Genomic DNA, 19,716 nt, shown 5'->3' with positions numbered 1-19,716 from the left:
ATCCTTTCGTTTCCACAAGGGGCCGTACAGTGGACTTGCGCCCCCCATGCACCTACATAAGGGTCCGACGGCGCTATCGCCACCCGACCCCGAATGACGAGGCATTAATGAATTCTCCGCTTATCCAGTTGCTGGTCCTTGCTGGCATCGCCGTTTTCCTGATCTTGCGCCTGAAAAACGTGCTGGGAACACGCGAAGGATTCGAACAACCGCCGGTTCCCAAACAGGTATCCGAGCGGTCCAGCAAGCATGATTTCGAAGTGATCGAGGGTGGTCCAGATCTGGATATCACGGATCATGTGGAAGAGGATAGCAATGCCGCCAAGGCGTTGACCGAAATGAAGCGGGCAGAACCGTCATTCCAGGTTTCCGACTTTTTGCAAGGTGCGCGTGGTGCATACGAGATGATCGTGATGGGGTATGAGCGTGGCGATCTTGCTGATATCCAACCTTTCCTGTCCGAAGAGATTTATGAATCTTTTGTCGATGGCGTGGCAGCCCGCGAAGATCAGGGCCTGACCATCGAAGCCGAGTTTTTCGGTGTGCGCGAGCTGAAGTTGATGGATGCCACCTTTGATCCGGAAACGGGCGAAGGCGAACTGACAATCCGGTATGTCGCTGAACTGAAATCCGCTGTTCGCGATCAAGGCGGAGATATCGTAGAAGGTAGCCTGACTGAGGTGAAGCGGCAGAAGGACACATGGGCCTTCGCCAGAACCATGGGGGCAGACGACCCGAATTGGCTACTGGTGTCTACAGACGCGTAATACGTTTCTGCGTCTCAGCATTCTGCACGATTTTCTGGACCATGACCGCCGCTGCCTCTGATGCGAAGTATACGGTGCTGGACTTTGCTGCATTGGACGGTTGGGCGCAGGATGATCATGCAGCAGCGTTGACAACGTTCCGCAACACGTGCCGGGACATGGATGATCCCGATTGGCGGTCTCTGTGTACCTTGGCCCGCGACGTCCCGGATGCACGCGCCTTTTTTGAGCTTTTCTTCCGTCCTGTACTGATCGAAGACGGCGCACCCGCGCTGTTCACAGGATACTTTGAGCCAGAGCTGGATGGCTCACGCCGCCGCAGCGCACGCTATCGTTTTCCTGTCTACGCCATGCCGCCCGAAGCGCGGCACATCCGCCCTTGGCTGACCCGTCGCCAAATCCTGGAAGGGACCGTGATGCAGGGCCGCGGGCTCGAGATCGCATGGGTCGATGACCCGGTCGAGCTGTTCTTTCTGCAAATTCAGGGTTCCGGGCGTATCCGCATGCCCAATGGCCAAATGATCCGTGTCGGATATAGCGGCGCCAATGGGCACAAATATCGTTCTATCGGGGCGGAACTGGTACGGCGCGGCACTTATGCAGCACATCAGGTCAGCGCGCAGGTCATTCGAAACTACGTCCGAAACAACCCCATCGTGGGTGAGGAATTGTTGTATCACAATCCATCCTACGTGTTCTTCCGTGAAGTCAGCGAAGTACCAGCTGATCGAGGACCCCTGGGCGCGATGAACCGATCGATCACGACAATGCGGTCGATTGCAGTGGACCCCGCATTTGTTCCCTTGGGTGCGCCGGTATGGATTGAAAAGGACGGAAACGGCCCGCTGCGACGGCTTATGATCGCACAGGACACGGGTTCGGCCATCAAGGGCGCGCAGCGTGCAGACGTGTTCTTTGGGACCGGCGATAAAGCAGGTCGCGAAGCCGGGCGTTTACGGGATCCGGGCAGGATGATGGTGTTGATGCCCATCCAGCGCGCTTATGCCCTGCTGCCGGAGAGTGCGATATGACCCGCCGCAAGTTGCGCCCGGACGAGGAAGAACTGTGGCGGAAGGTGACGGACAAGACCGAGCGCTTGCACCCGGAAAAGCCATTTCATCCCGATGACTTTGTCACCACGTCCGCGCCGAAACCCCGTTTGAAAGCCATGTTTGAAGTTACACCAACGCTAAGCAAGCCATCTGCGTCTAAACCATCCACCTCGATCAACCTGACTCCTTCGATCGTCGATCAGATTGCAGGCCAGCCAGTTCAGATGGATCGCAAGGCGTTCACGCAGATGAAACGCGGCAAGCTGAAGCCAGAAGGTAAACTGGACCTCCATGGGATGACGCTTGACCGTGCGCATCCATCTCTTATCCGGTTCATTCTGTCGGCACAGTCCCAAGGCAAACGGCTGGTTCTGGTGGTGACGGGCAAGGGCAAAAACCGGGATGATGACGGGCCCATACCAGTACGTTTTGGCGTGTTGCGCCATCAGGTGCCGCAATGGCTGTCGATGCCGCCCCTGTCTTCGGCTGTGTTGCAAGTCAGTCAAGCCAATGTGCGGCATGGGGGCGGAGGAGCCTACTATGTCTATCTACGTCGGCAGCGGTAAATCATTGCGCGCCCGCTGGATGCCGATCCACATACAGACCGTTGCCAACAGGAAATAGGCCGCGACGCCCACGTATTGCAGGTTCAGGTCGATACCCATATCGATCAGCCCTCCGGTCAGACCAGGTCCGATCGCTGACCCCAGCACCATGACGGCTGCGGCCATCGCCTTGATCGCGCCGATATGACGGGTGCCGTAGAATTCCGCCCAGAACGCATTGGGCAACGTTGAATTCGCCCCTGTTGTCAGCGCGAGAAAGACGAGGCCGATCCCGGCAGCGGCCAGCGACTCTGCAAATGCGAAAATCACAAAAGCAGCCACGACCGGCAGCTGGAAGAAAGGGATCAACCGTGCGGTACCGAACCGATCCAGTGCGACGCCGGATAGGATCATCGCCCCGATCCCAACGACCGTGTAAACGGGGAACAGCGCCACAAGTGACAAATGTGACCACCCCTTGATCTGAGCAAAGTAGACTTGTTGGAAGAAGAACGCTGTATTGAACGCGGCGGGTCCCAATAACGCTGGTACCATGAACCAGAATAAAGGGTGGCCCAGCGTATCCGTGCGGGTCCAGTGTCTGGCTCTCATGCCCGCACTTTGGTTTTCCGCTGCCATGGATTGCGGTGTTCGTTCTTCCCCCAAGAGGCGCCACAGGGTCGGCACACCCAATAGCGTCACCGTGCCGGCAAGCACCCACAATATGCGCCAATCAAGAAAGGCCATAAGTGCCACAAAAAGTAGCGGCAACACCGCTTCACCTAGTGAAAAGCCCAAAGTGGCCATGGCCAAGGCTCGGCCGCGTGTAGAAACAAACCACCGGGCCATTGCCACAATAGCGATGTGGCTTGTCATGCCCTGCCCGGTCAACCGAAGCGCAAAGATTACAATCGGCAAAAGCGCGGCATAGGGATTGAGAGCCATCAATAGGCACGAGGCGGCAAGCAAAGTCAGCGCAAGCATGCCAAGCGTCCGGGCGCGGAACCGATCCGTCAGGCCCCCGGCCCAGATCATGACCACCGCGGACGCCGCGGTTCCCAGACCATAGATTGCACCCCAACTGCCGTGGCTCAGGGAAAAGTCAGTCTGAATTTGCGCTGCAAAGATCGATATGAAAAACGTTTGTCCGAAGGACGACAGCAGCGTCAGAAGTGAGCCGGCTCCAAGCCATTGTTTGTTGGTACTCAGGAATCGGCCCAATGGCTCTGACCCTGATATAGTTGCCACTATCGTGACTCCCCGCGGATTGCTCCGGGTGAGGAGCGCCGTGGCGGTACTTGAATGCGGCGGGCGCCGGGAATTGTCAGTACGGACCCGGCTCGTCCACGCAGGAATTCGCTATCCAGTTCGGACGAACGGCGAAGCAACTGGATCAGCGCGGGCGATCCCGCTGCGACGAAATGATTGCCGGACTTGCGATCAGTGAATTCTGTGACGTCGACAATGGTTATAGGAAGGTCAGCCACGGCATCTGTGTTCTGGATATTACCCAGCTGGGTCCTTTCGCCCCGCAGCCGGGAAGAAACGCGTAGGATTGCGTCCTTGCGAGAGACTATCACGACAAATGGATCCGGCGCTGTTTGTATCCGCGAAAACTGGCTGCGAAAGACATCAACGTTGATGTCGGGGGACAACAGGATTACGCCGCTCACGTTTCGACCAACCCAACCCGGTTCCGCAATATCGAGCTGGCGCAAGGTCTCCATCACCAGGGCGCTGCCCATCGAGTGGGCAACAAGTATGATATCAGGCTGGCCTGCCGATCGGATCAGGCGCATCAGATCGGCCAAACCGTCGCGTGCAAAAAGCGCACTGTCCTGATCGTATTCATATCCCAGCGGATTGCCACGACTTGGCCATGAATAGGTGACATGGGTGCCAGGAACCTCGAGATCCTCCGCCAACTGCGCGACCCGGAAGGCCGAGTTGGTGAAGCTGTTGTTGAACCCATGTACGAACAACGTCACCTCGCGCTCCGCTTCGGGACGAGATGCCAGATCAGCAGCCAGCGCTGCGCGAAACGCGTCACTCGAGTCGTAGGTTCCCAGTGCAGCGAGGGTAAAGTCACGTTCTGGTTTAGGGCGATCCTGCCCATCTGACACGCTGCCCAGCGCGCGACCGGGTGGCAGCGACACGGTGGCTTGCAAAAGCTTCAGTGTCGAAGACCTGCCAATGCCGAACTCGCCAGCCCCGTTCAGACTGCGCGTGGTGCCGATAAAAACGTCGCGGTTTGTACCAATGAATTTGGCCCCTGGTATAATGGGCGCGTCCGTTCTGTCACTGCAGGCAGCAAGAAGAAAGATCAAAACAAATAGAATCGCGCGCATCGAAAACCCCTGCCCGACAATTCTTTGGATGTAACCGAGCGGGGAGCAAACAGCTAGAGCACGTAACGACTGACGTCCGTAGATCGCGCAAGTTCGCCCAGATGGGCTTCGACGAAATCTGCATCGACCGTGATTGCATCTCCGGCGCGATCCGGTGCGTTGAACGAAAGCTCTTCGAATACCCGTTCCATCACGGTGTAAAGCCGACGTGCGCCGATGTTCTCGACGCTCTTGTTCACGTCCGCCGCAATGCGAGCCAAGGCGCGGATGCCTTCGGGTTCGAATGTCACTGTTACTTTTTCGGTTTGCATCAGTGCGGTGTATTGCAGCGTTAGTGCGTTGTCTGTTTCTTCCAGGATCCGCACGAAATCGTCTTCCGTCAGATCACGCAGCTCGACCCGGATTGGTAGGCGACCCTGCAATTCGGGCAACAGATCGGATGGCTTGGCAATGTGGAAGGCGCCGGACGCAATAAACAGGATGTGGTCGGTTTTGACCGGACCATGCTTGGTACTGACGGTGGTTCCCTCGATCAGGGGTAGAAGATCACGTTGTACCCCTTCGCGGCTGACGTCGCCGCCCCGTGCGTCTGATTTGGCACAGACCTTGTCAATCTCATCTAGAAATACGATGCCGTTTTCCTGAACGGCCTCAAGTGCCGTTTTGGTGACGGCTTCATCGTCCAGCAGTTTATCGGCTTCTTCCCCGATCAACACTTCATAGCTTTGCGCCACGGTCAGCTTCTTGCGTACCGTGCGACCGCCCATGGCTTTGCCAAAGATATCGCCGAGATTCATCATACCCATGCCGCCACCCGGTTGTCCCGGGATGTCCATTGTTGGGAATGGGTTGCTGGTATCGGCGACATCCAGCTCGATCACGGTATCGTCCAGTTCGCCTGATTTAAGCTTTTTGCGAAACATATCGCGCGTGGCATCGCGGGCGTCTGTGCCGGCTATTGCCTCGATTACGCGGTCTTCGGCTGCTTGATGTGCGTTGGCTTTCACATCCTCACGCATGTGTTCGCGGGTTTGGGCAATGGCAGCGTCCACCAGATCACGGATGATCTGTTCTACGTCGCGCCCGACATAGCCTACCTCGGTGAACTTCGTCGCCTCGACCTTGAGGAACGGTGCGCGTGCCAGTTTGGCCAGACGCCGGCTGATCTCGGTCTTGCCAACGCCGGTGGGGCCGATCATCAGGATATTCTTGGGATAAACCTCGTCCCGCAGATCATCGTCCAGCTGTTTTCTGCGCCAGCGATTCCGTAGCGCGACAGCAACAGCGCGCTTGGCATCCTTCTGGCCAATAATGAATCGATCAAGTTCAGAGACGATTTCGCGAGGGGTCAGGTCAGTCACAAGCGGCCCGTTTGTTACAAGTTTCCTGCCTTACCTATGCGAAAATGGGGGAAACGCAACGATTGGCGCGCATTTCATCAACACAGCATCACTTGCGCGAGAGGTTGGGTTATTTTGTCGCGGTATAGGCGTAACTTGGCCCCATTGAATTGAACCTTCGGAGACTGTCCCATGACCAACCGCCGCTCATTCCTTATCGGGTCTGCCACCCTGATGGCATCCACTGCACTGCCAACACTCGCGCTCGCCGGTGGACATGGCCGCATCGGTGAATTCACTGGCAAAAGCAATCACATCACAAAGGGTCGCGCCGAAGTCGTGACCAAGAACGGGAAGAGTCAGGTGATCCTGCTGGACGATTTCTGGTTCGACGGCGCCCCTGATCCCAAGGTTGCGCTGGGCCGGGATGGCTACGACAGCGATACGCTCATGGGCTTGCTCAAGGCTAACGCAGGCAAGCAGACGTTTGACGTTCCGGATGGCATCGATGCCGCTACATACAACGAAGTCTGGATCTGGTGCGAGAAATTCAACGTGCCGCTTGGCGTTGCCAAGCTGAACTGATCCTTCTTTGATCGAAGAAAAAGGCCGCTGTGGAAATCGGCGGCCTTTGTCGTGTCAGGATAGAATTTTGCTATTCAGCTCATCTGTCATCATTGTGTCGAACCAGTGCGGATAACGCTTGGCCGGGGGCGCGATGTCTGACAGCTTTGCCAACTCGTCCTCTGCCAACATCAATCCTGGCGCTGCCAGGGCGGCATCCATATGGCTCACTTTCGACGCACCGAAAATCACGCTGTGGCTACGATCCTGGGCCAGCAACCACGCCAAAGCCACCGTTGCAGGATGCGCATCGTGCGCCTTTGCGATTTCAGCTAGCGTTTCAATCATCTTGCGGGCCGTCGCGGTGTCGATCCCAAGGAAGTCACCCCCCTCGCTCAGTCGCCCATCGCCCTCTTCCAGCTTGTCGGGATCGTACTTGCCTGACAGCAACCCACCTGCGAGCGGGGACCAAGCCATCAGCCCGCCTCCCATCTGGCTCATCATCGGCAAGACATCCTGTTCGATGTCTCGCGCGACAAGGTTATAAAGATATTGTCCGGCCACAAAGGGCGTTAGCCTGTGGTCGCGCTGGTACTGCGCGGCGCGCGCCATCTGCCAGGCTGGCCAGTTCGATACGCCTACATACCGCACTTTGCCTGCCTCAACCGCAGTTTGAAGAGCGGCTAACGTCTCTTCCATCGGTGTCGTAAAATCAGTTTTGTGCAGCACCAGCAGATCAATGTGGTCGATGCCCATACGACCCAGACTACCCTCAACCTGTTTCAGCACGTGACTGCGGTTCAGACCGGCATCGCCAACCTGATCTGACTGGCGAAAACCCAGCTTTGTGCAAATCACCGCTTCGTTCCTGCGCATACCCAACGCCTTGCCCAAAATATCTTCGGACTCGCCGCTCGAGTACCCATCAGCGGTATCAAAGAAGTTCACACCCGCGTCCAATGCGCGGCCCACCATTTCGGTCGCAGCCTTCTGATCCACCTTGGCAACGCCCGGGATCCACTCTGACCCATGGTTGAAGGTCATGGTCCCAAAACACATGCGGCTCACGATCAATCCACTACTTCCCAGACGCGTATATGTCATGTCGGTCATTTGCTGATCTTCTCCACCGTAAGGTTGCCGTTTGTGTAAACGCAGATATCGGCTGCGATCCGCATTGCGTCGCGTGCGACGGCTTCTGCGTCCCGTTCGCTGTCCATCATGCCGCGTGCCGCTGCAAGGGCGTAGTTTCCACCAGATCCGATCGCCGTCACATCATGTTCTGGCTCCAGCACGTCGCCCGCACCCGTGATGACGAACATGTCCGCGCCATCCGATACGATCAGCATCGCCTCCAGCTTTTGAAGATACTTGTCTGTGCGCCAGTCCTTGGCCAACTCGACGCTCGCACGGGCCAACTGACCTGGCGTTGCTTCTAATTTGCTTTCCAGCCGCTCAAGCAAGGTAAATGCATCTGCTGTGGATCCCGCAAAACCCGCCACCACATCATATCCTCCGGGGTTGAGCCGCCTTACCTTGCGCGCCGTCCCCTTGATGACCGTCTGTCCAAGCGACACTTGACCATCTCCAGCAATAACGACCTCACCGCCCTTTTTTACACCGATGATCGTGGTCCCGTGCCATCCGGGAAAGTTTGAGCTGGCCATTTGGCTCTCCTTCAACAGTTGTGGGAATATATGGCGGTCTACCCGCGGACGGGCAAGGGCCGGTTGCTCGCTTGACCCGCTGCCCCTAGGGTCCGGTTATGTCGCACCCCAAACGCGTTCGATTTTACCTTAATGACGGCACGCGTCGCCGGGTCAAGAATGGCGAACATAACTTCATCGCCAAAGCTGCGCACGTATTGGAACGGACAGGATATGAGGTGTCGTATCACCCAAACACGTTAGCAGAGCGCTTGAAGGCCGGCACGCGACGTGGCTATGCGCTGTGCGAGATGACGCCGCCGCCAAACCAGCGTGCAATGACGTTCCGCCGCGTCTATCACTATCCGTTCTGGCAAATTCAGGCGTCGGACAAGCGCTGGAAATGGGATGTGGCTCAGGCGTGTTTTGATCCGATGACGTGCCCTCGAAACGAGGCGCAGCGGTTCTTTTCCTACTGGCAGGCGCGGATTTTCAGGCCGCTGCTTGATCATATCGGTGATGACGATTTCATCTATATACCGCTGCAAGGCCGTCTGACGGATCACCGTTCCTTTCAATCCTGCAGTCCGATCGACATGCTCTCCCGGACGCGCGCCGCATGCCCCGGAAAACGGATCATTGCGACTTTACACCCAAAAGAAACCTACAGCCCGGATGAGATGACAGTACTGGACAAGATGCAAAGGCGTGACCCCGATCTCAGTATTCAGACTGGCGGGCGGGATACTCTGCTGCCTCGCTGTTCATATATTGTAACAATGACGTCGAGCGTGGCGTTTGACGGGATGTTTTTTGGAAAGCCCGCAATTGTGTTTGGGCAAACTGACTTTCACCACGTGACACTGAAGGGGCAAGACCCGAATGCGTTTGACCGTATCCAGTCCCATAGGCCTGATTACTCGGCGTATCTATGGTGGGCGTGGCAACACATGGCAATCAACGGTGGCCATGAGAGTGCCGAGGCCAAGATTGCTGCGAAACTGTCCGCCGCCGGCTGGCCAATGGGGTAAGGGCACCCGCCTTGCGGATGCCCCAGAAATTCTCAGATACTTTCTTCGATCCAGCTTTGCAGCGCGGCTTTGGGTGCGGCGCCTGCGCGGTTCGAAACGATTTCACCGTTCTTGAAAATAAACAGGGCCGGAATGCCACGGACACCCATTTGCGCGGGTGAGTTCGGGTTTTCGTCCACGTTCACCTTGGCGATCTTGATTTTGCCTGCCATTTCGGCCGACAGCTCTTCGAGGGCCGGGCCAATCTGCTTGCACGGGCCACACCATTCGGCCCAAAAGTCCACCACAACGGGGACATCGGAATTTTTGACTTCGGCGTCGAAAGTTGCGTCTGTTACGGCCACGGTTGCCATGTGAGTTCTCCTGCCAGGCTCAAGCGTAGGCTGGCAACCTAGGTACCCCCCACTGTATCGTCAAGATATGGCGTGCGTAACAGCGCTGACGTCACGATATCGTGCGGAATGCACATCAAGGTGCCGGTGTGGGTCCATAGAATACTCAACTGGATGGCGCGATCCGGATAAATCTGCTCCATTGCATGAGCATAGGCGCCCATCTGCCGCAAAACACCTTCTGGCGTCTGCTCGGGTTTTTCCGGTACCATGCGGTTCGTCTTGAAATCGATCACGTGCACAGCGTCCGGGGTCACATGCAGCCGGTCGATCGTGCCGTGCATGCGGCTGGCACCAAGTGCCGCGGTCACGGGCACTTCGGCCAGTACGTTGCTGGCAAAAAGCCACGAAAGATCTGGATCGGAGCGCACGCTATCCGCTTGTGCTTGTGCTTCCGCCTTCAGGTCGTCCGATAGGTCTGCCTCCTGCATAGCTTGCGCACCAATATCCGGGGCCTCCAACAAAGCATGTACGACGTTTCCAAATGCTTTTGCGGTCTCTTCCTCAAGCCCGTCGCCGGGACGCGCTTTGGCACCACCCAAATCTGATGGTGACAACGTTTCCTGCTGCGGCGCTGGGCTTGGAGCCGTGTTCTGAAAAATCATGGGCAGCAGAGCGCGCTTTTCGGTTTCCTGCTGATCTGCGCTTGGCGTTTCGAACGCCCAATCGCCATGTTGCAAGCGCAAACCGGGGCCCACTGGGGTATCCAGTGCTGTGGCGCAATCCGCTTCCACACCCGCCAGAACGCGCTGGTGCCAATCGTCGCCATTCTTGTTGAGTTCACCGGCCGCTCCGACAATCAACCACTTTTCAGCCCGTGTCAGAGCCACATAAAGCAACCGCAGCGACTCTTGTCGCTGTGCTGCTTTCAATTCGTCCAATCGGGTTGCCATTCGTTCCGGCAAGTGGGTCGAGGGCACCTTCCAAACGGGGGTGCCGTCGATGTCGATCACGTTGCCGCGGATTTGGAAATCCCGTTTGCCGCATTCGGGCAGGATCACGATGGGCGCTTCAAGCCCCTTTGATCCATGCACTGTCATTACCCTGATCTGGTTCGATGCACTGTCAATCTGGCGTTTGACCTCAAGATCGTCTGTTTCCATCCAAGTCAGAAAGCCGGTCAGGCTGGGTACTTCGCTGCGTTCATATGACAAAGCCTGGGACAAAAGTGCGTTGATCCCATCCTCCGCCTCGCTGCCAAGCCGCGCCAACATCTGTTGGCGTCCCTGATGTCGGGTCAGCATCCGTTCAATCAGATCATAGGGGCGCAGAAAGTCGACATTGTCGCGTAAGTCTCGAAGAATCGAGACTGTTTCGGAGTATTCGCCAGTTTTTGTACGCAAGCTGCGCCACAATTCATCCTCGGTCCGGTGGTGCGCCAGAGTGTATAGATCCTGCTCGGACCATCCGAACAAGGGTGATCGCAGTGCGGTGGCCAGCGACAGGCTGTCCTCGGGGGTGGCAAGGAAAGACAAAAGCGCGCCAAGGTCACGAACAGCGGTTTCGGCCCCGACTTTGAGGCGGTCCGCGCCAGCGATCGGCAGCTCAAGTTCTTTGCACGCCCGGATGATGTCCGGAAAAATTCCACCACGTCGCTGGACCAGGATCAGGAAATCCCGTGGTTGCACTGGCCTCGAACCCTGTGCGTCAGGTATCAATGTGCCGTCGTCCAGCATCTGCTTCATCTGCCCCGCCACAGCCATGGCCAGCGTCCGAAACTGGTGTTCAGCGCTTCGCCGGTCTACCGGATCGAACCATTCTCGCTCGGGCGTTTTTTCCGGCTTGGGCACCAGCGGCCACAGATCAACCCGACCGGGAAGGTCTGTATTGAAGGCAATGTGCTCTCCCTCGCCAAAACCAGCACCGGCTTCGGTCTGGAAAACCTTGTCGACCAGATTCAGGATCGCGGGCGAAGAACGGAACGAAAAGTCGAGGCTGCGGCCCCACAGCTTCTGCTCTGATTCAGCCAGTTTAGAGCCGAATTCTGATTGCATCCTGTCAAACTCACGCGGGTCGGCGCCCTGAAAAGAATAGATCGATTGCTTTTTGTCTCCCACGACAAAAATTGTACGGATCACATCGGTCCGTGCGCCCTCGCCGCTCGAAAACTCCTCGGCCAATCGTCGGATCACGTCCCATTGTGTCGGGCTGGTATCCTGCGCCTCATCCACGAGGATGTGATCGATACCGCCGTCAAGCCGGTAAAGAACCCAAGCTGCCACGCGGTCATCGCTGAGCAGTTGCTGCGCCTTCTGGATCAGATCATCAAAATCCAGCCAACCACGGCGTTGCTTTGCTTCGGCGTACCGTCTGGCAAACCTGCGGGCGAATTGGTGCAGAGTAACGGTGTGTTCAGCCGCATCAAGGGCGAGGCGTGCTTGACGCGCCACCTCAACCCTTTCAATCAGAGACTCAAGCTGCGGCAGAAGATGCGACGCTTGCTGTTGTGTGGATTTCGTTGGAAAGCGTTTCTTGCGGGTTCCGGCTTGGGTCAGAAACGCAGCCTCTGCAATCGACAGACTTTCGGTGTCGAGCGCGACGATGTCCTTTAGCGTTTCGCCGACAGCCTGGTCAGCTACGCCCTGCATCGCAAGTATCGGCAGCAGATCTTGCAACATGTCCCAATCGCCGGGCGCAAAGGTGGCATCGACAATACTGTCGCGTGTCAGATCAGCAGGTTGTCCAAGCAAAGTAAGCGCGTCACCAGTGCTCAGATCGCCGAATTTTAGGGCGTTGCTTGCGACTTCCTTGGTAAGCGAAAGGAAATCCTCGCCTTTGTATTGCGCGGCAAGACGGACGAGCACATCGGCATCGTCGCTGTCCGCCATTTGGTCGACAAGTTCGGCCCGCAACAGATCAGCGGCCCGATCTTCGATCTCGGTGAATTGTGGACTCACACCTGCTTCAAGCGGAAAACGCCTTAGTAGAGACGCACAGAACGAGTGGATCGTCTGAATCTTCAGCCCACCAGGTGTTTCGATTGCACGGGCAAATAGGGTGCGCGCGTGGCGCAATTCCTGCGAATTGGGCTTATGCTCCAATCCCAGTTCCGCCAGCTCCGCCCGCAAAGCATCATCATCCAGCATCGCCCAAGCGCCCAGACGCTGAAACAGACGGTTCTGCATTTCTGAGGCGGCGGCCTTGGTATAGGTCAGGCACAGGATGTGTTGCGGTTCGACATTTTCTAGCAACAGGCGTGCCACGCGGTCCGTCAAAACGCGTGTCTTGCCCGATCCGGCATTCGCCGACAGCCACGTGGACTGCATGGGTTGTGCCGCCTCTTGCTGACGGCGGGTGGCTTCATTTGCCATCTCCGTCATGTCAGCACCTCTGGTGCCGGGTCCTGGGTCACGTCCCATTCGCCAAAGCGCGCAAGCTGATCATAGTCCCGTGCTTCGCGATCTTCGTAAAGCGCGCGGCGCGAGGTATAGCCTTTGTCCCCTTCAAGATAAGCGCTCAACAACCCGACGAGCTCGGCAAGGATCTGACGCGGTGTCTCGACATCCAGCGGTGCATCTTCGGTCTTGGGATTGCTGCCCATCCCGATGAATTGCGCGGCGCGGACAGGGCGTGGGCCTATGGTAGAAAATCCGCCCTCCTCGACCATCGCCGCTTCGATCAGAAGCTGCTTGTCGAAGTGCTTTTGCTGATCCTTGGTCGGGGGCGAACCGGTTTTGTAGTCATACAGAATGACCGACCCCGCCTCATCGACATCCACCCGATCTGCGCGCCCCTCCAGTTCCGTTTTGATCGTTTGCAGGGTGAGTTTGCCGATGGCCTCATCTTCGAACAGCGTGGGCGTGGCGATGGACTGACGTACTCTTTCGGTCTCGACAATCCATTCGGCCGCCCGCCCGAACCGGGCCAGCCATAACGCACGTGCGGCGGGCCATGGTACGTCCCGGTTCAACACAGTGTGGGCGTGCATCATGAGCGCCTCGACGGTCAATGAAGCGCTATTGTCCAGCGTGTCGCGTACGAATCGTTCCATCACGTCGTGCGATAGAATCCCGCGCAAAAGCGCATCAGGTGTCTGCACCAAGGGCCGCAGTGCCCGTAGGCGCAGCACGTGTTTTGCATAAATGGCATAAGGATCGCGGATGAGCGTCTGGATTTCTGTCACCGTGAACCGACGGGGACGCGCAGACACGGGTGGGCAAGGAGAGGGGCGCTTTGCCTTTGGTTCTTCCTTAGTTCGGTCCAGTTCCCGAGACAGGGTCAGCCAATACGCACCACGCGACTTCATTGCGCCCCAATGGTCGGTTTGTCCTTGTCCAGCCAACCCTTGCAGCAGGTTGCGTAACCTGTTCACCCAGCGGGATGGCACCGTTTCAGCATCGTCTGACCGGATAGATCGCGTCAGCCAGACCTCGGGGGCAGCGATGGCTTGCTGGAAGTCATGCGCCGACAGGCCGATCCGTCGTTCGGGCAAAAGCAGACCTGCATCAAAACGCATCTTGCGGTTCAGCCAGGGATCAGGGGCTGGCGGTTCCGGCCATGTGCCGTCATTCAATCCAGCAAGGATCACCAGGTCTGCGCCCTGAACGCGCGCTTCAAGGGTGCCCCAGATCATGATGTTCGGATGTGGCGTGTCGCGGTCCCGTACATCGTCGCCTTGGCGCAAGGCCGTTGCGACCAGGCCGGCATAGTCACGGGCGGACATGTCACCGCCGTAGCTTGCGTTTTCAGCGAGCCCATCCATCACTTTACGCGCGGCCTGACCAGCCTTCTTTTGCCACAGTTCACCCGCATCGGTGCCGTTTGGTCCTTGTGCCAGCGTTTCGGCAAGGGTTCGGTGCAGGGACACCCACGTATCCAGCGACCGTGTTCCTGCAATTTCGCGGTTACACAGAAGGTCACCAATCCAGGCGGCCCATGTTTCGATCTCGTCCACCTGCCTGGTGGCCTTCAAGGCGCAGCGCATCAGGCTGTCAGGTTCGGGGTATGGCAAGCCATCTCTGCGAATTCGCAGTTCAAGCCGTTGGGTGTTCAATTGGTGCAGGTTGCGATCCGCGCCGGAATGCGACAACGGGTGTTTGAGCAGGGTCAGCAGCGCCTCGGCATCCAGAGGGGTCTGAAACAGCGCCGCGATGTGGCGCAGGAACCGCCCCGGCGGAGACAGATGCAACGGCGTTCCCGCGCTGTCGTCAGGCAGGATGTCCCAGCGATCCAGTGCTGCCGTGACCTGCCGGGTCAGCATCCGGTCTGGCGTTATGAGAGCCGCTTTTTGCCCCTCCTCGGCTGCTTGCCGCAAGCGCATTGCGACGGCGATTGCTTCGGCACGTGGCGTGTCGGCCTCGACAAGTGTGATCGTATCTGTCGCGGCGCCAAGGTTGGTCAACTTTGGCCCCTCCTCTCGCCATGCATCGGTAACGGGCGCTGGACGCAGTGCAAGCGAAACAAGCGCATTGCGTGGGGCGGATACAGGGGCCAGCGCCGTCCATGTCTGAACATCCGATGGATGTAGATCGAGCGCATGACACAACCGCAGGAAACGGAATTGCGGGTGATCCTCTGCAGTCTGATCCTGTCCCAACGCATCCCAGACTTGGGCAGGCATGTGATCATCGAAACCAGGCAACAAAACAGCCCCCTGTGGCAGGGCCGCCACCGCCTGCATCAGCAACAAGGTTGTCCCGCGCGATCCGGTTGAGCCAACGACAATCATTGGATCCTTTGGTGGCGCATGAGTCCAATGATCGGCCAATTGCAGGACAGTTTCACGTTGCCGGGCCTCAGGGTCCGGCGCGCTGCTGCTTTGGTTGATGTAGTCCTGCGCGATCGCGATGAACTGTTGCGCGCGCGCCCAGTGGCCGGATTGATCCGAGACGTCCAGTCGCGCGATATCGGCCGCACTCACCCCTTCGCCCTGCATCTCGTCCATCAGTGTGGCAAGGCTGTCCGCAAGATTAAAGGGTCCTGCATCGGGCGCAAGGTCGGGTTGGCGCTCGAGAAGGTTCTGGATCAGCGTCGCCAATTCAAGCCGCCGCCGCAACGGTGGAGCGGCAGGTGGCAGAGGCGCGCTTGGCAGCAGGTCGCCCAGCTGTGTTATCATGCGGATGCGGGGCAGTAACCGCGCCGGTCCTTCGTCAAACAGTGCACGCAGCCGTCTGGCCATGCGGGTGGTGTTGACCAGCAGCGTCACGTGCGCCCAGGCTTCGGGTGGGGCGCCCTTTAGCCGATCCTCGAGCCCGCGCACGACGGCCAGTGGAAAGTCGACACCCGGGGCGCATCCGAACAGTCTGCATTTGTCCGACGGGTCAAACATCATGACGCTGCAGCATGTTTTCGGCGATTGCGATCCCCTCGGGGTGACCCACGTCGCACCAGTGACCGGGATATGACAAACCGTAGAGGCGCCCCTGCTCTGCCATCATGTTCCAAGGGAAATTCAGGGAGAACGCGCGCTCAGGCACATCATGCAACAGGTCTGTTTTCATGATTTGCGTGCCGCCATAGACCATTGTGCCGCCGCGGTGCAGACGCCCATCGTCATCCAGCCGGAAGTCACCCTCTCCGTTTCGACCGTGGACCTGGGCAAGAGGCACGCAAGTCAGAAGGGCGTCCATGTGTATGGGGTCCCATGCCTCAAGCAACATACGTAATGGATTTGGCCCGGCCCAGATCGCGTCCGGGTTCACGGTCAGAACCGGGTTGCTTTCCAGAGTAGGCAGCGCGTTGCGCAGTCCACCACCCGTATCAAGAATATCAGGTTCTTCCCGCAATGTGGTGACGGTGCGCTTGGCCAGATGCGCCTCAAGCGCGTCGGGCAGATAGTGCAGGTTCACCACAATGCGCGGCGGTTTCACTGCGTCCACTATCCCAAGCGCATGATCAATCAGTGGCATTCCAGCCACTGGGATCATCGGTTTGGGTTGCGACGTGGTCAGGTGCTTCATGCGCGTTCCGAACCCCGCAGCAAAGATCATCACGGCAGGGGGATCGTTTGGCATTGGTCTTTGAGGCTTTGCAAAATGTCAGGGGTTGGCGCGGGCAGTGCCGTGCGGATCAACGGTGCGATTTCCGCAGCGACCGGGTGCGAGAGGTCCGTTTCGATATGTCCCCATACCCGGGGGATCAGATCGATGTAATGTGGTTTGCCATATGCGAGAGACAACCGGGCAAAGACGCCCAGAATACGCAGGTTGCGTTGCAGGCCCAGCAAAGCATAGGCGTCGTGGAATGGCGCTGCTGGACAACCGGAACCAGCTACATACCGGTCGACCATTCGATGCTGAAGGTCGGGTGATACATCGCGCCGCGCATCCTGCAGCACAGACACCAGATCATAGGCTGGATGACCCAGCATCGCGTCCTGGTAATCAAGCAAACCGACCCGTTTCGATCCGGTTCGTTTCGGCAGCCAGATCAGATTTTCGGCGTGGTAGTCACGCTGGATCAAAACCGGCTGCGTCGTATCAAGAGTTTCAAGCGCTGCGTGCATGGCCGTTTCGAACGCGGCGCGCGCGTCTGCGTCTACGGATCCAAGTACGCCACGCTGATACCAGTCAAATGCAAGGCAGGCGGCATCGGTCATCACATGTGCATCATATCGTGGCAAATCAGGTGGCGTAGCGCGGTGCAAGTTCAGAAGTAGGTCAACCGCTGCCTCATACAGTGGTGTTTCCCGCGTATTGTCTGACTCGATCACCCGAACAAACAGATCGTCGCTCAAGTCTTCGATAAGCAGGAAACCGTGTGTCGCGTCTTGGGCATAGATCTTCGGTGCCGACAGCCCCACACCGCGCAAATATGCTGTGATGGTCACAAAGGGACCAACATCTTCGCCCTTGTCCGGCGGGGCGTCCATCAGGATGCGTGTATCGCCCGAAAGTGTAAGCCGGTCATACCGTCGGTTAGATGCGTCCCCAGCAACCAGTTCGGACGTTGCCTTGGCCCAGCCAGTACTTTCGAGGAAACTCGATCTAAAAGCTGCGCGGTCAGGCATCTGACATGAACTCTTGCAGGCGGTCTGACCAACGTGGATCGGTCCAGCGCAGCATCGCGATCCGACCGTCACCGCTGGATTGGATGGCGATGGTCAAGGCAGAATCTGGTGTCAAATGCCCAAGCCGATCCGGCCACTCGACAAGGCAAATCGCATCTTCAAAAGCGTCTATCAGGCCCAGTTCATCCACCTCGGTATTTGCTGACACGCGGTACAGGTCAGTATGCCACAGCGTGCCGTTCCGAGTGTCATAGACTTGCACCAGTGTGAAGGTGGGTGACGGTACATCTTCGGGTTCCATAAGCACAGATTGAATCAGCGCGCGGGCGAAATGGGTCTTGCCCGCACCAACATCCCCTTCAAGCAACACCACATCGCCAGGGCGCAAAGCAGGGCCAAGGATTGCAGCAGCGTGGGCAGTATCATCTTGGGTTGGCCAATGTAAGGTAAGGGGGGCAGACGTCATCCCGCCAACCTACTGCCATCCCAGTGCGCTGCAAGTCTGAATGGTTAGGACAGTGCGGGAACCGCGGTCTTGGACTGGCCTACCAACTCGGAAAAGCGAATGACCGTTGCCCCGGATACGATTGGAGAGACCTGTGCCCGGATCGCGCCGCGATCCATGTGTTGCACCTCGGCCTCCCACGCGGCCCGTTCTCCCAGCTTCATGACGAAATCGCGCATGTCGCCCCAAGCCGGGTTCGGTTCACACTCTTTCTGCCAGGCTTGCAGGCAATCCACGATGGTGACATCCGCAAAACTGTTGTCCGGATCCAGCTTCCACATGTCGCGATAGGCAGCGTTGCAGAATGTCAGTACCCCTGCCGAGGAAAAGACGACAAGCGCGTCTTCGAACGTGTCCATCAGGGACTGGCCCAGCTCAAGCTCTGCACGAAAGTTGCGGGTCAAGGAAATCTCAGCCGTGATGTCCTCGATCAGAAACGCAATGGCACCATCCGGGTGGGGCCGTCCGCTAACGCGATATGTATGTCCGGTGTCTAGCGTCCATGTCTCGTGATAGCTGCCATGCGATGCGGCATTGATCATCGCCGAGATTTCCTGCCGCCATGACCCATAGTTCTTGGGCTCGGGCATTACCCGGTTGTCCCGCAGCCGGTCGAAGAACGATAGCATATCGGGCCGACCACTTAGAAATTCGGCCGGCAAAGATGTCAGATCCACAAGGGCTGGATTGAAAAGGGCCAGTTGGCAGTTGCGATCAAAGATCGCCAGACCGATGGACAGTTGCGCAAAGGTTTTGGCCAGCGTCTGGACAAAGTTACGTTGAGCCACTTCGGCCTGGATGACAGCGTTTATGTCCACTGCGTGAAACGCCGTGGCCTCGTCGGCCTGTGTCGCTGTCACACTGTACCATTCAGTCGTCCCGTTGAGGTCCATTTTAACGGGTACCCGGACAGACGATTTGCCGGTCAAATCATCCGGAGCAAATTCAAAGATCGCAGACGTATCATCGGTATTAACACCCTTTGCAGCCTTCTCCAGTGTTTCATAGGCTGCGTTTCGCCACGTGATGGAGTCTGTCTCATCAACCAACCAGATCGGGTACGGCGCTGCCTTTGCCGCGAGGCGCAGGCTGTCCAGTTCGGATTCGAGGGACTGGATGGTGTGTTTGGTATTTGGATCGCCGACTGTTTGATCTTCAATCTCGACACGAGTCTTGCCAGCCTCGCGATGTAGGCGCAGAACTGCGCTGTCGTCGCTGCGGGCCGCTTGCAGTGTCAGTGTTTCAACAGATTGAATGTCCTCGGCATCTGGCAGGCCGGGAAACCTGGAACTTAGCCCTGCCTTCAGTGCATGCCAATCGGTCACACCCGGTTCGCGCCGCATCGCTGTTTCCGCGTGTGGCGAGGCGTGTTCCAGATCGACACCATCGAACAAGAAGGAAAACCGTGGCACCAACGGTGCAATAGACTGGACTCCAGAGGCTGGTGTACGGCCAAGATACAAGATGCCTGCAGCCACGGCGCACAAGGCAGAACCGAACACCACAATCACTTCAGTGAGTGCCATCGCGCAACCTTTCTCCAAGTTCATTGAACTATTTGGCAAGGAGGGTTAACGC

17 protein-coding genes are annotated in these 19,716 nt (G+C 57.7%); 5 read left to right on the top strand and 12 right to left on the bottom strand.

Annotated elements, in window-relative coordinates:
• The first annotated feature begins 107 nt into the window (after positions 1-107).
• Genes Q1A75_RS02050 through Q1A75_RS02040 form a run of 3 tightly spaced genes read left to right on the top strand, consistent with a single transcriptional unit; the run spans position 108 to position 2,385 of the window.
• The gene (locus tag Q1A75_RS02050; protein ID WP_299547908.1) at positions 108-767 is read left to right on the top strand and encodes a Tim44/TimA family putative adaptor protein; all 660 of its coding nucleotides are present in this window, start codon (positions 108-110) and stop codon (positions 765-767) included.
• Positions 768-808: 41 nt separating this feature from the next.
• The gene (locus Q1A75_RS02045) at positions 809-1,798 is read left to right on the top strand and encodes a murein transglycosylase A (RefSeq protein WP_299547906.1); all 990 of its coding nucleotides are present in this window, start codon (positions 809-811) and stop codon (positions 1,796-1,798) included.
• Positions 1,795-2,385 carry a Smr/MutS family protein gene (locus Q1A75_RS02040; RefSeq protein ID WP_299547903.1) on the top strand — a complete coding sequence of 197 codons (591 nt, stop codon included), beginning with the start codon at positions 1,795-1,797 and terminating at the stop codon, positions 2,383-2,385. The genes Q1A75_RS02045 and Q1A75_RS02040 overlap by 4 nt, the downstream gene beginning before the upstream one ends.
• Here Q1A75_RS02040 and Q1A75_RS02035 read toward each other — a convergent pair.
• The 3 genes from Q1A75_RS02035 to hslU are packed head-to-tail and all read right to left on the bottom strand — an operon-like array spanning position 2,368 to position 6,073.
• Positions 2,368-3,612, bottom strand: coding sequence for an MFS transporter (locus tag Q1A75_RS02035; RefSeq protein WP_299547900.1), 1,245 nt, complete (start codon positions 3,610-3,612; stop codon positions 2,368-2,370). The two genes, Q1A75_RS02040 and Q1A75_RS02035, sit on opposite strands and share 18 nt — an antisense overlap.
• Positions 3,612-4,712, bottom strand: coding sequence for an alpha/beta fold hydrolase (locus Q1A75_RS02030; RefSeq protein WP_299547897.1), 1,101 nt, complete (start codon positions 4,710-4,712; stop codon positions 3,612-3,614). The genes Q1A75_RS02035 and Q1A75_RS02030 overlap by 1 nt, the downstream gene beginning before the upstream one ends.
• Positions 4,713-4,765: 53 nt before the next feature.
• Positions 4,766-6,073: an ATP-dependent protease ATPase subunit HslU gene (gene hslU, locus Q1A75_RS02025; RefSeq protein WP_299547894.1), complete on the bottom strand. Its 1,308-nt coding sequence runs from the start codon at positions 6,071-6,073 to the stop codon at positions 4,766-4,768.
• A gap of 171 nt (positions 6,074-6,244) precedes the next feature.
• On the opposite strand from hslU, the gene Q1A75_RS02020 reads away from it, so the two are divergent.
• A complete protein-coding gene (locus Q1A75_RS02020) occupies positions 6,245-6,637 on the top strand; it encodes a DM13 domain-containing protein (RefSeq protein ID WP_299547892.1) in 393 nt (130 codons plus the stop codon).
• A gap of 54 nt (positions 6,638-6,691) precedes the next feature.
• On the opposite strand, the gene Q1A75_RS02015 is transcribed toward Q1A75_RS02020, so the two are convergent.
• Together Q1A75_RS02015 and hslV are read right to left on the bottom strand one after the other, a co-directional pair.
• The gene (locus Q1A75_RS02015; RefSeq protein ID WP_299547889.1) at positions 6,692-7,729 is read right to left on the bottom strand and encodes an aldo/keto reductase; all 1,038 of its coding nucleotides are present in this window, start codon (positions 7,727-7,729) and stop codon (positions 6,692-6,694) included.
• Positions 7,726-8,283 (bottom strand): ATP-dependent protease subunit HslV, encoded by a 558-nt coding sequence (gene hslV / locus Q1A75_RS02010; RefSeq protein ID WP_299547886.1) that lies wholly within the window; start codon positions 8,281-8,283, stop codon positions 7,726-7,728. The genes Q1A75_RS02015 and hslV overlap by 4 nt, the downstream gene beginning before the upstream one ends.
• A gap of 98 nt (positions 8,284-8,381) precedes the next feature.
• Between hslV and Q1A75_RS02005 the strand changes: the two genes are divergently transcribed.
• Positions 8,382-9,293 carry a hypothetical protein gene (locus Q1A75_RS02005; protein WP_299547883.1) on the top strand — a complete coding sequence of 304 codons (912 nt, stop codon included), beginning with the start codon at positions 8,382-8,384 and terminating at the stop codon, positions 9,291-9,293.
• A gap of 32 nt (positions 9,294-9,325) precedes the next feature.
• Here the strand turns inward: Q1A75_RS02005 and trxA are convergent, their stop codons facing one another.
• The 7 genes from trxA to Q1A75_RS01970 are packed head-to-tail and all read right to left on the bottom strand — an operon-like array spanning position 9,326 to position 19,664.
• Positions 9,326-9,646, bottom strand: a complete 321-nt coding sequence (gene trxA, locus Q1A75_RS02000; RefSeq protein WP_299203380.1) for a thioredoxin — start codon at positions 9,644-9,646, stop codon at positions 9,326-9,328.
• Between the two features lie 38 nt (positions 9,647-9,684).
• Positions 9,685-13,005, bottom strand: a complete 3,321-nt coding sequence (addA, locus tag Q1A75_RS01995) for a double-strand break repair helicase AddA (RefSeq protein WP_299547880.1) — start codon at positions 13,003-13,005, stop codon at positions 9,685-9,687.
• A complete protein-coding gene (gene addB, locus Q1A75_RS01990; RefSeq protein ID WP_299548173.1) occupies positions 13,002-15,953 on the bottom strand; it encodes a double-strand break repair protein AddB in 2,952 nt (983 codons plus the stop codon). Before addB ends, addA begins: the two co-directional genes overlap by 4 nt.
• A complete protein-coding gene (locus Q1A75_RS01985) occupies positions 15,946-16,638 on the bottom strand; it encodes a nucleotidyltransferase family protein (RefSeq protein WP_299547878.1) in 693 nt (230 codons plus the stop codon). Before Q1A75_RS01985 ends, addB begins: the two co-directional genes overlap by 8 nt.
• Complete coding sequence (locus Q1A75_RS01980; protein WP_299547875.1) at positions 16,614-17,633, bottom strand: phosphotransferase; 1,020 nt, start codon at positions 17,631-17,633, stop codon at positions 16,614-16,616. The genes Q1A75_RS01985 and Q1A75_RS01980 overlap by 25 nt, the downstream gene beginning before the upstream one ends.
• A complete protein-coding gene (gene tsaE, locus Q1A75_RS01975) occupies positions 17,626-18,099 on the bottom strand; it encodes a tRNA (adenosine(37)-N6)-threonylcarbamoyltransferase complex ATPase subunit type 1 TsaE (RefSeq protein WP_299547872.1) in 474 nt (157 codons plus the stop codon). The genes Q1A75_RS01980 and tsaE overlap by 8 nt, the downstream gene beginning before the upstream one ends.
• 44 nt (positions 18,100-18,143) lie before the next feature.
• A complete protein-coding gene (locus tag Q1A75_RS01970) occupies positions 18,144-19,664 on the bottom strand; it encodes a PAS-domain containing protein (RefSeq protein ID WP_299547869.1) in 1,521 nt (506 codons plus the stop codon).
• Between the last annotated feature and the right edge of the window lie 52 nt (positions 19,665-19,716).

The organism is uncultured Tateyamaria sp. (genome assembly GCF_947504105.1).
In the GTDB taxonomy this organism is placed as follows: Bacteria; Pseudomonadota; Alphaproteobacteria; order Rhodobacterales; family Rhodobacteraceae; genus Tateyamaria.
The sequence above is the reverse complement of the archived record's forward strand: the minus strand, read 5'-3'. Positions and strand labels throughout refer to the sequence as shown.

Excerpts from the sequence above, each read along its gene's own strand:
- Q1A75_RS02050 (WP_299547908.1), top strand. The coding sequence starts at position 108 with ATGAATTCTCCGCTTATCCAGTTGCTGGTCCTTGCTGGCATCGCCGTT.
- Q1A75_RS02045 (WP_299547906.1), top strand. The coding sequence starts at position 809 with ATGACCGCCGCTGCCTCTGATGCGAAGTATACGGTGCTGGACTTTGCT.
- Q1A75_RS02040 (WP_299547903.1), top strand. The coding sequence starts at position 1,795 with ATGACCCGCCGCAAGTTGCGCCCGGACGAGGAAGAACTGTGGCGGAAG.
- Q1A75_RS02030 (WP_299547897.1), bottom strand. The coding sequence starts at position 4,712 with ATGCGCGCGATTCTATTTGTTTTGATCTTTCTTCTTGCTGCCTGCAGT.
- Q1A75_RS02020 (WP_299547892.1), top strand. The coding sequence starts at position 6,245 with ATGACCAACCGCCGCTCATTCCTTATCGGGTCTGCCACCCTGATGGCA.
- Q1A75_RS02015 (WP_299547889.1), bottom strand. The coding sequence starts at position 7,729 with ATGACCGACATGACATATACGCGTCTGGGAAGTAGTGGATTGATCGTG.
- hslV (WP_299547886.1), bottom strand. The coding sequence starts at position 8,283 with ATGGCCAGCTCAAACTTTCCCGGATGGCACGGGACCACGATCATCGGT.
- Q1A75_RS02005 (WP_299547883.1), top strand. The coding sequence starts at position 8,382 with ATGTCGCACCCCAAACGCGTTCGATTTTACCTTAATGACGGCACGCGT.
- trxA (WP_299203380.1), bottom strand. The coding sequence starts at position 9,646 with ATGGCAACCGTGGCCGTAACAGACGCAACTTTCGACGCCGAAGTCAAA.
- addA (WP_299547880.1), bottom strand. The coding sequence starts at position 13,005 with ATGACGGAGATGGCAAATGAAGCCACCCGCCGTCAGCAAGAGGCGGCA.
- addB (WP_299548173.1), bottom strand. The coding sequence starts at position 15,953 with ATGTTTGACCCGTCGGACAAATGCAGACTGTTCGGATGCGCCCCGGGT.
- Q1A75_RS01985 (WP_299547878.1), bottom strand. The coding sequence starts at position 16,638 with ATGCCAAACGATCCCCCTGCCGTGATGATCTTTGCTGCGGGGTTCGGA.
- Q1A75_RS01980 (WP_299547875.1), bottom strand. The coding sequence starts at position 17,633 with ATGCCTGACCGCGCAGCTTTTAGATCGAGTTTCCTCGAAAGTACTGGC.
- tsaE (WP_299547872.1), bottom strand. The coding sequence starts at position 18,099 with ATGACGTCTGCCCCCCTTACCTTACATTGGCCAACCCAAGATGATACT.
- Q1A75_RS01970 (WP_299547869.1), bottom strand. The coding sequence starts at position 19,664 with ATGGCACTCACTGAAGTGATTGTGGTGTTCGGTTCTGCCTTGTGCGCC.